Below are 15,733 nucleotides of genomic sequence, written 5' to 3' on the forward strand. Positions count from 1 at the left end.
AAGACATAACTATGAACATTTGTGTACTAAGAAGAATGATGCATATGAATTAATTTTTCTTTAAAGATATCTCTTAAAAATTCAGGCATTAAATAATCAATCGATGTTCCTTTTAATAATGGGAAATATCTTCCAAATGTATACATATCTACAGTTCCTAATATATAGGTACGGTTATCTTCTATTTCTTGTCCATCTACAAAGAAGCGATGTTCTGATTGAATAAATCCACATTTATATAATATATAACCACCAAAAATATCACCTCTAAATCCTAATCCTTGGACATGTTCATACATATATTCTTGCTTTTGACTTTTTAAGATTACCTTTTTCAATTCAGAACCTTTCAAACGTACACGAACTAAGTTGATTGGATGAGGTAACATAGTATGGATATCGTATTCAGTAAGTTGATCGCTCTCAACACTATTAACAATTAATCCAGCATTAATAATTGTACAATCTGCATTTGTAAACTCATACACACTTTCTGCAAGTAAATAAGTCGTTTTTGTAATCACATTTGTTTTACTAGATAAAGAAACTGGCTTATTAATAATCGCCTTCTTCATCAAATCTTTTCCTTCTTCATCAAAATGTGTTTTAACCACTGGTAATGTGTCTACTGGATGTAATGTAGCCTCTTTAGTAACTACTTTTTTATTTTCAATCGTTAAATTCACTTCTCCAAGATAATATCCATATTTCCCTGCTGCTGCCATAAGTACACCATTATTGACTTCACCATGATTAAAATGATGATGTGTGTGGCTTCCTAGTATCACATCTATCTCTGGGATTTCTTGACATAATTTTTCATCAAAAAAGACACCTACATGACTCATAACTATTAATACATCGTATTGTCCTTTGCGTTGTTCAATTTCGTCTTTGATGGCTTCTAATGGGTCTGTCACAATCCAATCAAGTGCTCGATAGAATGGCGTGAAAGGTGCCGTCGCTGCTACAAATAAAAAGCGTACATCTTCTATTTCTTTTATATAAGATGTGGCAATATGACGAGGTAAGTGGCCATCTTCGTCTAAAACATTAGCACATATGACTTTAAATTGTGCATCATTGTAAAGATTATTTAATGCTTCATGAGAAATAGTCATTCCTTCATTATTCCCAATTGTAGCAATATCACAATGAGCCTCATTTAAAAGTTCAATATTTTTTTTGCCCATAGTTGCTTCTGTTACTGGTGTAGATAAATCAACATGATCACCAATATCTAAATAAAGTGAAGGGTGTTGAAGTTCAGGTCGGTGTTCAGCCATGTACGTCATAATACGTGCATATTCATTAAGGTGACTATGAATGTCATTTGTATGAAAAATTGTAAGCTTCACTTAAATTCCTCCTGTTTTATTATAGAAACGATTTAATAATTAGATATACACCCATAATTAACATTACTGTGCGTAATAATAATACTACTGTTTCTGATTTAATCGAGTGATTTATTTTTACTCCAATTTGAGCGCCAATATAACTAGAAATGATTAGAATAATTGAATATGACCAAGCAACATGACCTTGAATAATATGACCAATTGAACTCATTACACTTGAAAAGAAAATCATCATCATACTTGTCCCTACTGCTACATGAGGTGGAAATCTAAATACTATAAGCATTAAAGGAGTCATCAACGCTCCACCACCAATCCCAAATAAACCTGTAAGTACACCTATAAATAATGTAGCAAAGAAGGCAAACATAGGTGGAACGCTATAATGATAAGTCATCCCTTTAGCATCGATGTATGTTTTACGATACTTTTCCTTATCGAATATTTTAAATGGTTTAATTTTATATCTAATCATCAATAAAATAGATACACAGATCATAAAAATACCAAAGTATAAATTAAACGAATTTAATGTTAAATATCTACTTAAAAACGAACCAATAAGTGAACCAGGTAATAATCCAAATAAAAATATGGACCCATTTTTAATATCTACTTGCTTTGTTTTCAAATAACCAATAGATGAAGAAAGTCCAGTTACAATAAGAATAACCGATGACGTACCAATTGCAATCTGAGTAGTGATGCCGTGTAATAGATGATGGTTCACTCCTAAATACACTAAAGTAGGTACGATAATTATACCACCACCAATACCTACTAAAGAACCTAATACTGCAGATAATAATCCAATTAAAACTAATAAAATCATTGTTAAAAACATTATAATTCGCCTCTTAGAAAAATTTTAATTGCTGAGGTGCTAAGCCTGTATACTCTATATCTAAAATATCTTGATAGGTTTTAGCATTTTGAGCTGCATGACCACCAGAATTATTATTAAAAACAACATAGACCTTTTCAGCTTTTTGTTCTAATATTTGAACTTTATTTGCTAAATTTTTTAATTCATTTTCATTATAATTATATAAATATCTAACATCTCGCCACTCTTGATCAGTCATATCTTTTTTAGTCCAACCATGCTGATTTCTACCATGATAACGCACAAAAGCGGTACTAGAAGTTATACGATTGACTAAAGGTATAGACCCATCTTTAATTTGTGGTTCATCTACGACCGCATGAATAATTTGATGTTCGGTTAAAAACATTAAAGTTTGTTCTTTAAATTGGGAATTAAACCAAGATTGATGTCTAAATTCTACACACATGGGGATATCTTCTAGCTGTTGTCGAACATACAAAATATAATTTATATTTTGCGCTGTACAATCAAACCAAGGTGGAAATTGTACTAAGACCATTGCTAATTTATGATGTGCAATCAGTGGTTCAAGCATTTGTCTAAATTGTTTAAATAGTTCAGAGCGTGAATCAGCATAGGTTTTATAATCTGAATGAAGCGTTAATGCTTGATGAATCTTAACGATAAACTGAAACTTATCTGGTGTTTCATTGATCCATTTCAATATATTACGTTCAGGTTGGATAGCATAATATGAAGCGTCAAGTTCAACAACAGGAAAATGACTCGCATATGTACGTAGTTTATCTGTTTGTCTTTCAAGATCTTCATATAAAGAATAATGATCTCCCCATCCAGTTAGACCGATATTAATCATTTTTATCACCAGATATATGATACCATATTCAAAATTAATATATCACTTGTTGTATACTAACTTTACATTTTCTTATTATTTTAAAATTTCTACTATAACACCCTAAGTTTGCGTTAATAACTGATTCATTTGTAAAAATAATTAATCTATTAAATCGTTCACTTTTGATTAGTAGCTAATTTGTAACTACTTCTCTTCTAATAGATTGTGTTAACTGGTTTTAAACTAGATAAGGTAGAATATCGCCATCATAATTAATCATAGCTTTAAAAACAAAAGAACTAGAATGTTAAACATTCTAGTTCTTTTAACTATTAGCTTAAGCTATATCTTAAATTATCCGATTGAACCTTCCATTTCAAATTTAATAAGACGGTTCATTTCTACAGCATACTCCATTGGTAATTCTTTAGTAAATGGTTCGATGAATCCCATAACAATCATCTCTGTTGCTTCTTCTTCAGAAATCCCTCTACTCATTAGATAGAATAATTGTTCTTCAGATACTTTAGAAACTTTCGCTTCATGTTCTAATGAAATATTATCATTAAATACTTCATTATATGGAATTGTGTCTGAAGTTGATTCGTTATCTAGAATTAATGTATCGCATTCGATATTTGAACGCGCACCTTTAGCTTTGCGTCCAAAGTGAACGATACCGCGATAGATTACTTTACCACCGTTTTTAGAAATTGATTTAGATACGATAGTTGAAGATGTATTTGGGGCTTTATGAATCATTTTAGCACCTGCATCTTGAACTTGACCTTTACCCGCAAATGCGATGGATAATGTACTACCTTTCGCACCTTCACCTAATAATACACAGTTAGGGTATTTCATTGTTAACTTAGAACCTAAGTTACCGTCAACCCATTCCATATTACCATTTTCATGAACAAACGTACGTTTAGTAACTAAGTTATACACATTGTTAGCCCAGTTTTGGATAGTAGTATAACGAACATGTGCATCTTTATGAACAATAATTTCAACTACTGCTGAGTGTAATGAACTTGTAGTATATACTGGTGCAGTACAACCCTCAACATAGTTTACTGAAGCCCCTTCATCAGCAATAATTAATGTACGTTCGAATTGACCCATATTTTCTGAGTTAATTCGGAAGTACGCTTGTAATGGTGTATCTAATTTAACGTTTTTAGGTACATAGATGAATGAACCACCTGACCATACTGCTGAATTTAATGCTGCGAATTTATTATCAGCTGCTGGAACAACAGAAGCAAAGTATTCTTTAAATAAGTCTTCATTTTCACGTAAAGCACTGTCTGTATCTTTAAAGATTATCCCTTTTTCTTCTAATTCTTTTTCCATATTATGATATACAACTTCTGATTCATATTGTGCAGAAACACCAGCTAAATATTTTTGTTCTGCTTCTGGTATACCTAATTTATCAAATGTACGTTTAATTTCTTCAGGTACTTCATCCCAAGAACGTTCAGTATGCTCTGAAGGCTTAACATAATAAGTAATGTCATCAAAATTCAATTCTGATAAATCGCCACCCCATTGAGGCATTGGGATTTTATAGAATAGTTTTAAAGCTTTTAATCGGAAATTAAGCATCCATTCTGGTTCTTCTTTCATCTTAGAAATTTCTCTAACAATATTTTCTGTTAGACCACGTTCTGATCTGAAAATGGAAACATCCTCATCATGGAAACCATATTTATAATCTCCAACATCAGGTGCTTTTTTAGCCATTTCAATCACTCCTTAAATATATTTAAAACGATATACGCATCATTTATCTTTCACTACTATCTATAGTCATTGTAACAACATGAAAACTATATAAAAAGAAATATGTGTAAAATGTCACAGCACCATAGTGCTTAGAATAACATTTATTACCTATTCGTATTTTATTCTTCAGTTGTACCTTCTGCTTTACCTTCTTTTTGCACTGTACCTTTTTCTAAAGCTTTCCACGCTAACGTTGCACATTTAATACGCGCTGGGAATTGAGAAACCCCTTGTAATGCTTCTACATCTCCCATATCTTCAGTGATGTTATAATCTTCACCTAACATCATTTTAGTAAATTCTTGACTCATTTGCATTGCTTCACCTAATGAATGACCTTTAACTGCTTCAGTCATCATCGATGCACTTGACATTGAAATTGAGCAACCTTCACCTTCGAATTTCGCCTCTTGAATGATACCATCTTCGATATCAAATGTTAGTCTAATGCGATCACCACAAGTAGGATTATTCATATCTACTGTCATTGATCCATTATCTAAAACGCCTTTATTACGAGGATTCTTATAATGATCCATAATTACAGATCTATAAAGTTGATCTAAATTATTAAAACTCATATGAGAAAAACTCCTTCGTTTGTTTCAATGCTTCTACTAATTGGTCAACATCTTCTTTAGTATTATAAATATAAAAACTTGCTCTTGCAGTAGATGATACATTTAACCATTTCATTAATGGTTGCGCACAGTGATGTCCAGCTCTAACAGCGACACCTTCAGTATCTACTGCTGTAGCAACATCATGTGGATGAATATCAGCTAAATTAAAAGTGATCACACCTGCACGTCTTTCTTTAGGGGGACCATATATTTCTAATCCTTCAATTGAAGATAATTGCTCATATGCATATTCTGTTAATTCTTTTTCATGCTGATGAATGGCATCAAAGCCTATATTTTCGATATAACGAATAGCTTCAGCCAATCCAATAGCTTGAGCAATAATCGGTGTACCAGCTTCAAATTTAGTAGGTAAGTCAGCCCATGTTGCATCGTACTTACTTACAAAATCAATCATGTCCCCACCATACTCAACAGGTTCCATGTTTTGAAGTAGTTCACGTTTTCCATATAATACACCAATACCAGTCGGTCCTAACATTTTGTGGCCGCTAAAGCTAAAGAAATCAACATCTAAATCTTGAACATCGATATCCATATGAGGTGCAGATTGTGCTCCATCAACACTAATAATAGCACCGTGTTCATGCGCAATCTTAGCAATTGCTTTTATATCATTAATGGTACCTAAGACATTAGACACATGAGTAATAGCTACAATCTTAGTATTGTCATTAATTGTCGATTTGACATCTTCAATTCTTAGTTCACCATCATCAGTCATAGGAATAAATTTTAAAGTAGCTTTTTTTCGTTTAGCTAGCTGTTGCCAAGGCACAATATTAGCATGATGTTCCATCTCTGTCACAACGATTTCGTCGCCTTCGTTAATATTAGCGTCTCCATAACTATGTGCAACAATATTAATTGAAGCAGTCGTACCTCTAGTAAAAATAATTTCTTCAAAATATTTAGCATTAATGAAACGTCGTACTGTCTCACGAGCACTTTCATATCCATCTGTTGCTAAAGAACCTAGAGTATGCACACCACGATGCACATTAGAATTGTAACGTTTATAATAATCATCTAATACATTTAATACTTGCACTGGTGTTTGACTTGTTGCTGTTGAATCAAGATAAGCTAATCGTTTTCCATTAATTTTTTGATTTAGTATAGGAAAGTCTTCAATAATTTCTTGTATGTTTAATGAAGTTTCGGCCACTACCTTCACGACCTTTCTTTTATTGAAAATCTCAATGATCTATTTATTTACTTTAAGTTCGATGACTTCTCGTAATTGACGTTTCACATCTTCAATTGGTAATTCACGGACAACTGGATCTAAGAAACCATGAATAACAAGACGTTCTGCTTCTTTTTGAGAAATACCACGGCTCATTAAGTAGTAAAGTTGTTCTGGGTCAACACGACCAACCGAAGCTGCATGACCTGCTTCAACATCATCTTCATCGATAAGTAGAATAGGGTTCGCATCTCCGCGAGCATGCTCTGAAAGCATTAACACACGAGATTCTTGATTTGCGATAGATTTTGTACCGCCATGCTTAATATATCCAATACCATTAAATACAGATGAAGCATTTTCACGCATTACACCATGTTTTAAGATATAACCATTTGTTTCCTTACCATATTGAACGATTTTAGATGTTAAGTTAATTTTTTGATCACCAGTACCAACAATGACTGATTTTAGTTCACTTGTTGAACGATCACCAATTAAGTTAGTAGTATTATCAATAATTTGGCTTCCCTCATTCATTAAACCTAAAGCCCAATTAATTGATGCATCTGCTGCCGTCACACCACGACGGATAATGTGACCTGTAAATCCTTTATCTAGATAGTCAACTGAACCATAAGTAATGTTTGAATTTGCTCCTGCAATCACTTCAGAAATAATATTGACTTGATTACCTTCACCACTTGCAGTTGAAAGGTAATTCTCAACATATGTTACTTCAGCACTTTCTTCCGTTACAATAATGGCATGATTAAATAAACTTGCATTCTCATTGTCATGTAATACTACATATTGAATAGGGTCTTCAACTACTACATTTTTAGGGACATATACAAATACGCCACCATTCAATAATGCTGTATGCAAAGCAGTTAATCGATGTTCATCTACTGTAACTGCATCTTTCATTAAATATTTTTCTACTAATTCACTATGATCTTGTAGCGCTTTTGATAAACCTTCAATAATAACATTATTATGATTTGCTTGTTCTGATACTTGTGTGAAAGCTAAATCATTATTATGTTGAATAATTAAATTTTTAGAATTTTCTATATCAATAATATTTTTAACTGATTCAGGAAGTTCTGATACATCATTATATGATTTACTTTCTACATGATGTTGTTTAAATGCATCGAAATCCCATTTTTTTAGTTTTGTTTTATCTGGTTTAGGCATTTCTAAAGTTTCTGTTAATTTCAAAGCTTTTTGACGTAGTTCAGTCATCCAAGAAGGTTCATTTTGTGCTTTAGAATAATCAACAAGTTGTGCTTCAGAAATATTTAAAGTTTCTGTTGTCATAATGCTTTTTCCTCCTACTTGATGAAAAATTTTAGTAACTGAATTGATATATAAACTGTTTATTTCCACATTTTAAAATCAATCAGTTCTTTTTATGAATAGTTTTTATATTATTTAATGACCTATTCAGTTGCACCAAATTCTTCTTTAACCCATTCATAACCTTCTTCTTCAAGACGTTTAGCTAATTCTGGACCGCCTGATTTTACAACTTTACCGCCATACATAACATGTACTTTATCAGGAGTAATATAGTTTAATAAACGTTGATAGTGTGTAATCATTAATGCACCGAAATCTTCACCACGCATTTCATTGATTCCTTTAGAAACGACTTTTAATGCATCAATATCTAAACCTGAGTCAATTTCATCTAAAATCGCAAATTTGGGTTCTAACATCATTAATTGTAAGATTTCATTACGTTTTTTCTCCCCACCTGAGAAACCTTCATTTAAATAACGTTGCGCCATATCTTTATCAATATCTAAGAAATCCATTTGTTTATCTAATTTTTTAATAAATTGCATTAAGTTAATTTCTTGACCTTCTTCACGTTTTGCATTAATCGCTGAACGCATAAAGTCTGCATTTGTTACACCAGTAATTTCTGATGGATATTGCATTGCTAAGAAAAGACCTGCTTTTGCTCTTTCGTCAACCTCTAATTCTAAAATATTTACGCCATCAAGTAATACTTCACCTTGAGTAACTTCATAACTTGGGTGACCCATAATTGCAGAAGATAATGTTGATTTACCTGTACCATTAGGTCCCATGATTGCGTGAACTTCACCAGTATTAATTGTTAAATTAACACCTTTTAAAATTTCTTTATCTTCAATAGACACATGTAAGTCTTTAATTTCCAATGTTGATGACATTTATATTCCCTCCATAAAATATAAAGTTTTCTTAACTAGTTTATAGTAATTTTAATTTATAGTCAAAAAGACTTCTAACACTTTAATACACTTAATTATAACGTAAATAGTCCCCAATATAAACTTATTAAAATGACAAAAAAGATTATATTTTCGTCAAAATTGTTTCGAAATCACTTCAATTTTCAAGTGCGACTGATAATCAAAAGGCATCTGTTCTCAATAGGTAACTAGATACTAACGATGATTAACTATTTAATATTTCAATGTAAGGTGAAAATTTGGTAATATTCGTATTAACTTAATAAAGAAAGAAAGGAGACCTTTATGACATTCAAATGGAAAAATATTTTAAAAGGATTTGCGATGGGGACTTCAGATTTAGTTCCAGGAATCAGTGGAGGTACCATTGCTTTACTTTTAGGGATTTATGATGATTTTATTTCATCCATTAGTGGATTGTTTTCTAAACGGTTTTGGCCAAGTCTAAAATTTTTACTTCCTATATTAATAGGAATGATTTTAGCGATTGGTGTACTTAGTAATTTAATTCATTACCTACTCGATCATCATCATGTAATAACGATGTTCTTTTTTACTGGTTTAATTATAGGCATTGTCCCTTACCTATTAAAAACTTCAGATTTTAAAAAAACATTTACAACTAAACACTATGGATTATTAATTTTAGGAATCATAGTTATAGTAGCATTAACAATATTAAATCCTAGCACACAGCAATCAAGTTTAACACTTCAATTATCTTTTAGTCTTATTATTAAATATTTTATAGCAGGTGTTTGTGCTTCTAGTGCAATGCTACTTCCAGGTATCTCTGGCTCATTTATGCTACTTGTATTCGGTGCATATGGAACAATAATGTTAGCTATTGCTAATTTAGCTAAATTTAACTTTACCGGTCTGCCTATATTAATAGTAGTTGGTTTAGGTATTTTATGTGGATTTCTATTTTCAAGCCGTATTATAAAATACTTTTTAACCCACCACTTTATTGGAACATTTGCCTTAATTACTGGTTTTGTTATTGGTTCAATTTATGCTGTATTCCCAGGAATTCCTAAATCACCAGTAGAATGGATTGTTTCGATTATTTCTTTAGTAATAGGATATATAGTAAGTTATTCATTAGGACTAATTACGTCTAACAATGATACTCAGACATAATATTCTAAAATAAACAAAAAACGCATGTGTTTAACACATGCGTTCTCTTCTAGTTAAAACGACTTATTTATCGCCTTTTAATTTATCAATAACATCATTTGCTTTATCTTTAACGTTATCAACCACTTCTTTAGCTTTACCTGAAGCTTTGTCGCCTTGACCTTCTTTTTCTAAATCTTTATTATCAGTTGCATTACCAACTGTTTCCTTAATATTACCTTTAGCTTGTTCAAATTTATCTTCTGCCATTTTAAATTCCTCCTTGTTGAACATTTCATTCTTAAATGATTTTTGTAATATTAACATACCCAATACATATCATGTATAAACATAAATTCTGTTATTTTTTTATATTTTCTGTCTAATTAAAATAATTGTTATAATAACATTGTTCAATTTACTTATCCAATTGGAGATGATAACTATGACATTTGTTAATTTTACTGCTATGACAGAAAAAGGTTTAAATAAAAAAGTCAATGCATTCTTAGAAGAACATCCATATATAGAAATTGTTAAATTTGAATATGCGATGGGTCAAGGTGGTATCGGCGTTGGAATACTATATCAAGACGATTCAAGTTTATAATATAAATGACTGCAATAAATGTATTGATATAAAATAAAAAAACGGTTCACATATTTCTTTGTGAACCGTTTTTTACTGCATTATTATTCATTATTTTGCAGGTACAACTGCACCTTTGTATTTTTCATTGATGAAATCACGAATGTCTTTAGATTGTAATACTTCAACTAAAGCTTTAATTTTTTCATCATCTTTATGATCTTTACGAACTGCAATTAGGTTTGCATAAGGGTTATTATTAGGTTTTTCAACTACAATTGAATCTTTTTGTGGACTTAAGCCTTGATCAATAGCATAGTTTGAATTAATAATAGCTGCATCTACATCTTGATTTTGATAGATTTTTGGAAGATATTCAGCTGATTGTTTGTTATTGAATTTAATATCTTTTTTGTTTTCAGTAATATCTTCAAATTTAGCGTCTTCAATTTTTACGCCTTTTTTAATTTTAATTAAGCCTTCATCAACGAAGAATTTTAAGAAACGACCTTGTTCAGCTGGGTTATTTGAAACATAAACTGTCGCACCTTTAGGAAGGTCTTTTAAACTTTTGTATTTTTTAGAATAAACAGCCATTGGCTCTAAATGAACTTTACCTGCATCTTCAATTTTGTATCCTTTTTCTTTACTTTCAGTTTTTAAATAAGGAACGTGTTGGAAGTAGTTAGCATCAAGTTCACCTTTATCTAACAACTTATTAGGTGTAGTGTAATCATTGATTGTTTTAATTTCTAAATCATAACCTTTTTTCTCAAGAAGTGGTTTTGCTTTTTCTAAGATTTCAGCATGTGGTGCTGGTGAAGCACCTACAACGATTTTTTTATCTTTTTCGTCTCCGCCTTTACCACAAGCAGCTAATACAACTGTCAGTGTAAGTACTAATACTAAACTTAAAAGTTTTTTCATTTAATCTGTCCTCTTTTCTATTATCGTTTATCAATTTTATTTGTAAGCCAATCCCCGATGAATTGGATTATAAATACAATAATTAAAATAAATACGGTTGACACTAGAATGACGTCGTTTTGGTTACGTGTAAAACCAGTTAAGTAAGCTAAGTTACCTAAACCACCTGCACCAATAACGCCGGCAATAGCAGTTGAACCAACTAAAGCGATAGCAGTTACTGTAATACCTGAAACAAGTGCTGGCATTGCTTCTGGAAGCAATACTTTTCGAACGACTGTCCAAGTATTTGCACCCATAGACCATGCTGCTTCAATAACGCCTTTATCGATTTCTTTAAATGCGATTTCAACTAGTCTTGCGTAGAACGGTGCAGCACCAATGATTAATGCTGGAAGTGCTCCCGTCGGTCCACTAATTGTACCTAATAATACACTTGTGAACGGAATTAATAACAAAATTAAAATAATAAATGGAATCGCACGGAACAAGTTAACTATAAATGAAACTACCGTATAGAAAATCTTAGCTCCAGGTGCGTCACTTTTAGCTGATAAGAAAAGCAACACGCCTAAGATTAAGCCAAAGATAAAAGCAAAAATGGTTGACACTATAGTCATATAAAGTGTTTCATAAATTGCTTGCCAAACTTCAGGCCATTGCACATTAGGCATAGTAATCATTTCATGGAAGATATCACCATATGATTTATCCATGTTTAATCACCTCCACATTTACGTGTTCTTTATGTAACTCAGTTACGAATGTATTAAATCCATCTTCACTAATATGTGGAATGTGTACAATTAAAAATCCAACTGAACCTGTACGTGTATTTTTAATATTTGCTTCCAAAATATTTAATTCAATATTCTGCGTTCGCGTAATATCAGATACAACAGGTTGTGTGGTATTATTACCGTTGAAATTCAACCTTACAATATAAGCGTCTTTGTTTAATGGTTCTAGATGTTTAATTGAATCTTCAAAATCGTCGTCTAAATCGTCTTTCACAAATCGTTTTGTCACCTCATGTTGAGGATTTTCAAATACTTCATCAACTTTACCTTGCTCAATAACACGCCCATTTTCCATCACTGCAACTTCATCACATATGCGTCTAATCACTTGCATTTCATGTGTAATAATCACAATCGTTAGATTTCTTTCTTCTTTTATTTTTAATAGTAAATCTAAAATTTCATCCGTTGTTTGTGGATCTAGCGCACTTGTAGCCTCGTCACATAATAAGACATTCGGATCATTCGCTAATGCACGAGCAATCCCAACTCTTTGTTTTTGACCACCTGATAATTCTGAAGGATAAGCTTTTTCACGACCTTTTAAACCGACCAACTCTACAAGTTCTAAAGCTCTTTGTTTTGCTTCTGCACGAGATACTCCAGCTATTTCTAGTGGGAACATAATATTACTAATGACAGTACGTGACCATAACAAATTAAAATGTTGGAAAATCATACTTACTTTTTGTCGTTTTTTTCTCAAATCTGACTTAGAAAGTTTGTTAATATTGTCTCCATCTATAATGATATCCCCTGAAGTCGGTTCTTCTAGATTATTAAACATTCGAATTAACGTACTTTTACCAGCACCAGAAAACCCAATCACTCCAAAAATTGAGCCTGATTCTATATTCAAGTCAACGTGATCTACTGCTAGTACATCTTTGTTCTTTGTGTGATAGCGTTTAACAACTTGATTTAACTCAATCACGTTAAGTGCCTCCCTTAAATTCCTTATGTAATTAAAAAATGCTTCCCCACCTAGAGAGATGAGAAAGCATTTAAAATTATCTTTCTCTCATCTTCTAAAGTATTAAACTTTATGTGAATTGGCACCATTTCTATTATAGACGGTTGCCGGGCTTCGTAGGGCACATCCCTCCACCTCTCTCGATAAGAGTTTTCGCACTATTTAATTAATTTATATCCTATCACTGTACTAATAATTCGTCAATCATTTTTTTAACTTTTCTAACAAATATGGCACAGATTGAAATGCATAGATTCTATCTACCTCTTTATCCTTATCCATAATTAACAGTACAGGTACAGACATAATTTTATATTCTTCACTAAAATACTTATGGAAATTTAAATCAATTTTTTTAAGTGGTAATTGTTCGATATCATTTGCAATATCTAGCATGCGCTCTGAAATCTTACATGTTCCACACATAGGAGTATATCCAAATATTAAATGTTTATCTTTATCAAAGTGTTCTTTGATATCTTCGATTTTAATAGAATTATTCATTCACAAGTACTAACCTTTCAGAACTTAAATTAGGTATAAGTTTTTTCTCTTTTTTTACGTTAAATCCGTATTTACTCAATACATGAGCAAGATAATTTTTGGGACAACGTGCGACTTCACAATATGTTTTATCTACATAGATATGTTCACTTTCACTTAAATAACGTTTAAACCACTTTCTAATTTTTTCGCCCTCATCATCTGAATCGGCAAGAATATAGACCTGTTTTCCATATAACGTTTCTATCATATCGTCTAGTTTGTCGATACTCATTGTACCATGTGTACAAATAATATTTACAGGTTCAGCAATGACTTGTTGCACTTTCTTCTTATCAGATTTACCTTCAACAATGATAACTTTATTTAAAATTGCCATGTTCATCCACCTTCTAAGTCGATATTAAACAATCATTTACTTTTTCACGTTATTGATGAATATAAACACAATTTACAGATAATTAATATAATTATATAAAAAACTCCTAGATTTAATATCAAGGAGTTTTAAAAAATTATTCGCCAATCATTTCAGAGTATTGTTCAGCTGATAGTAATTCATCTAATTGACTTTCGTCACTTAATTCAACTTTTACCATCCATGCTTTTTCATAAGGTGATTCATTAACAAATTCTGGACTATCTTCTAATTCGTCGTTTGTTTCAACAATTTTCCCAGAAACAGGTGCATACAATTCAGATACTGTTTTTACTGATTCAACACTACCAAATGTATCCCCTTCATTAATTTCATCATCGACATCTGGTAATTCGACAAATACGATGTCTCCTAATTCACCTTGCGCGTATTCAGTAATACCAATTGTTGCCGTATTTCCTTCAACTTTAACCCATTCATGTTCCTTAGAATATTTGAATTCGCTCGGTACTGCCACGAAAATCCCCTCCTAAAAATAATTACAATTTAATGATGCCATACCGTAAGTTTTCATTCAACTATTAATATTAAAAGTTGTGATTATACTTTCTATAACCATACATCTTTGTATTGTTCTTCATTAAAACCTAATGTAACTTTTTCACCCGAAACCGCTAGCGGACGTTTTACCAACATTCCATCTGAGGCTAAGAGTTCTAATTTTTCATCATTAGATAATTCATTTAATTTATCTTTCAAACCAAGTTCTCTATATTTCACACCATGTGTATTAAAGAATTTATTGATTTCCACTTCTGATTTAACTACTAACTCTTTGAATTCTTGCTTTGTAGGTGTGTGTTGCACAATATCTATAGACTCATAACTCACTCCATGCTCATCTAAAAATCGAGCAGCTTTTTTACAAGTTGTACATTTTGGATATTGATAAAATTTAATCATTCAGTATTATCCTCCTATTTAAACTTATTCTAAATATATCAGATTATTTAAATAAACGCTCTACTTTTTAAGCTTTATTTTTTTCTAAACATTAGTAATTAGTTATAATATATAAAACAAGCTAAAAGGAGTGTAAAGTATGAAAAATATTACTACTACTGAAGAATTTAATTCAGTTATTCAAAGTGAACAACCTGTTATTGTAAAATTTGAAGCTGGTTGGTGTCCTGATTGTAAAGCAATGGATATGTGGATTGATCCAATCGTTGACAAGTATAACGACTATAAATGGTATTCAGTAAATCGTGATGAATTAGAAGATGTAGCATCAGACAATGAAGTCATGGGTATCCCAAGTTTACTTATATTTGAAAATGGTCAAAAACATGCCCATTTACATTCTGCTAATGCAAAATCACCTGAACAAGTTGAATCATTCTTAAAAGAAACATTTAATAAATAATTAAAAAACCACACTCGTTATTTTGGACTGACCCCAATTAGTGGGAAATATATAAAAACACTTTCGTTGAATTCATATTAAAATG

Annotated in this window: 19 protein-coding genes and 1 riboswitch; of the genes, 3 read left to right on the forward strand and 16 right to left on the reverse strand. The window is 31.5% G+C overall.

Annotated elements, in window-relative coordinates:
- Nucleotides 1-26: 26 nt before the first annotated feature.
- The 8 genes from NR218_RS05475 to sufC all read right to left on the reverse strand — a co-directional run bounded on the left by NR218_RS05475 (nucleotide 27) and on the right by sufC (nucleotide 8,886).
- Nucleotides 27-1,358, reverse strand: a complete 1,332-nt coding sequence (locus tag NR218_RS05475) for a bifunctional metallophosphatase/5'-nucleotidase (protein ID WP_048679484.1) — start codon at nucleotides 1,356-1,358, stop codon at nucleotides 27-29.
- Nucleotides 1,359-1,377: 19 nt separating this feature from the next.
- A complete protein-coding gene (locus tag NR218_RS05480; RefSeq protein WP_017175871.1) occupies nucleotides 1,378-2,205 on the reverse strand; it encodes a sulfite exporter TauE/SafE family protein in 828 nt (275 codons plus the stop codon).
- Between the two features lie 13 nt (nucleotides 2,206-2,218).
- Entirely contained in the window at nucleotides 2,219-3,067 is an 849-nt protein-coding gene (locus tag NR218_RS05485) for a DUF72 domain-containing protein (protein ID WP_049415350.1), read from the reverse strand.
- 336 nt (nucleotides 3,068-3,403) lie between these two features.
- Nucleotides 3,404-4,801: a Fe-S cluster assembly protein SufB gene (gene sufB, locus NR218_RS05490; RefSeq protein ID WP_002448087.1), complete on the reverse strand. Its 1,398-nt coding sequence runs from the start codon at nucleotides 4,799-4,801 to the stop codon at nucleotides 3,404-3,406.
- Between the two features lie 161 nt (nucleotides 4,802-4,962).
- Entirely contained in the window at nucleotides 4,963-5,424 is a 462-nt protein-coding gene (gene sufU / locus NR218_RS05495) for a Fe-S cluster assembly sulfur transfer protein SufU (protein ID WP_002448166.1), read from the reverse strand.
- A complete protein-coding gene (locus NR218_RS05500; protein WP_170999981.1) occupies nucleotides 5,414-6,664 on the reverse strand; it encodes a cysteine desulfurase in 1,251 nt (416 codons plus the stop codon). Before NR218_RS05500 ends, sufU begins: the two co-directional genes overlap by 11 nt.
- 30 nt (nucleotides 6,665-6,694) lie before the next feature.
- A complete protein-coding gene (gene sufD / locus NR218_RS05505) occupies nucleotides 6,695-8,002 on the reverse strand; it encodes a Fe-S cluster assembly protein SufD (RefSeq protein ID WP_017175874.1) in 1,308 nt (435 codons plus the stop codon).
- A 122-nt stretch (nucleotides 8,003-8,124) separates the two neighbouring features.
- Complete coding sequence (gene sufC, locus NR218_RS05510; RefSeq protein ID WP_002448050.1) at nucleotides 8,125-8,886, reverse strand: Fe-S cluster assembly ATPase SufC; 762 nt, start codon at nucleotides 8,884-8,886, stop codon at nucleotides 8,125-8,127.
- Nucleotides 8,887-9,213: 327 nt separating this feature from the next.
- Between sufC and NR218_RS05515 the strand changes: the two genes are divergently transcribed.
- Nucleotides 9,214-10,071: a DUF368 domain-containing protein gene (locus NR218_RS05515; protein WP_019835074.1), complete on the forward strand. Its 858-nt coding sequence runs from the start codon at nucleotides 9,214-9,216 to the stop codon at nucleotides 10,069-10,071.
- Nucleotides 10,072-10,134: 63 nt separating this feature from the next.
- On the opposite strand, the gene NR218_RS05520 is transcribed toward NR218_RS05515, so the two are convergent.
- Nucleotides 10,135-10,320, reverse strand: coding sequence for a CsbD family protein (locus NR218_RS05520; RefSeq protein WP_002448111.1), 186 nt, complete (start codon nucleotides 10,318-10,320; stop codon nucleotides 10,135-10,137).
- 175 nt (nucleotides 10,321-10,495) lie between these two features.
- On the opposite strand from NR218_RS05520, the gene NR218_RS05525 reads away from it, so the two are divergent.
- Complete coding sequence (locus NR218_RS05525; RefSeq protein ID WP_002448129.1) at nucleotides 10,496-10,660, forward strand: hypothetical protein; 165 nt, start codon at nucleotides 10,496-10,498, stop codon at nucleotides 10,658-10,660.
- Nucleotides 10,661-10,750: 90 nt separating this feature from the next.
- On the opposite strand, the gene NR218_RS05530 is transcribed toward NR218_RS05525, so the two are convergent.
- The 7 genes from NR218_RS05530 to NR218_RS05560 form a co-directional block, all read right to left on the reverse strand.
- Nucleotides 10,751-11,566 (reverse strand): MetQ/NlpA family ABC transporter substrate-binding protein, encoded by an 816-nt coding sequence (locus NR218_RS05530; RefSeq protein ID WP_049382066.1) that lies wholly within the window; start codon nucleotides 11,564-11,566, stop codon nucleotides 10,751-10,753.
- A gap of 20 nt (nucleotides 11,567-11,586) precedes the next feature.
- Nucleotides 11,587-12,282 (reverse strand): methionine ABC transporter permease, encoded by a 696-nt coding sequence (locus NR218_RS05535; protein WP_002448101.1) that lies wholly within the window; start codon nucleotides 12,280-12,282, stop codon nucleotides 11,587-11,589.
- A complete protein-coding gene (locus NR218_RS05540) occupies nucleotides 12,275-13,300 on the reverse strand; it encodes a methionine ABC transporter ATP-binding protein (protein WP_048680282.1) in 1,026 nt (341 codons plus the stop codon). The genes NR218_RS05535 and NR218_RS05540 overlap by 8 nt, the downstream gene beginning before the upstream one ends.
- Nucleotides 13,301-13,384: 84 nt before the next feature.
- A riboswitch (SAM riboswitch) is annotated at nucleotides 13,385-13,489 on the reverse strand.
- Between the two features lie 54 nt (nucleotides 13,490-13,543).
- Entirely contained in the window at nucleotides 13,544-13,843 is a 300-nt protein-coding gene (locus NR218_RS05545) for a thioredoxin family protein (protein ID WP_002448091.1), read from the reverse strand.
- Nucleotides 13,836-14,222, reverse strand: a complete 387-nt coding sequence (locus NR218_RS05550) for a toprim domain-containing protein (protein WP_002448075.1) — start codon at nucleotides 14,220-14,222, stop codon at nucleotides 13,836-13,838. Before NR218_RS05550 ends, NR218_RS05545 begins: the two co-directional genes overlap by 8 nt.
- Nucleotides 14,223-14,358: 136 nt before the next feature.
- Nucleotides 14,359-14,739, reverse strand: coding sequence for a glycine cleavage system protein GcvH (gene gcvH, locus NR218_RS05555; protein ID WP_017175879.1), 381 nt, complete (start codon nucleotides 14,737-14,739; stop codon nucleotides 14,359-14,361).
- A 92-nt stretch (nucleotides 14,740-14,831) separates the two neighbouring features.
- The gene (locus tag NR218_RS05560) at nucleotides 14,832-15,185 is read right to left on the reverse strand and encodes an arsenate reductase family protein (protein WP_048761460.1); all 354 of its coding nucleotides are present in this window, start codon (nucleotides 15,183-15,185) and stop codon (nucleotides 14,832-14,834) included.
- A 139-nt stretch (nucleotides 15,186-15,324) separates the two neighbouring features.
- Here NR218_RS05560 and NR218_RS05565 point away from each other — a divergent pair, with 139 nt between their 5' ends.
- Nucleotides 15,325-15,648, forward strand: coding sequence for a thioredoxin family protein (locus NR218_RS05565; RefSeq protein ID WP_048682682.1), 324 nt, complete (start codon nucleotides 15,325-15,327; stop codon nucleotides 15,646-15,648).
- Nucleotides 15,649-15,733: the final 85 nt, after the last annotated feature.

This window comes from Staphylococcus sp. SUC_1.2 (genome assembly GCF_026222585.1).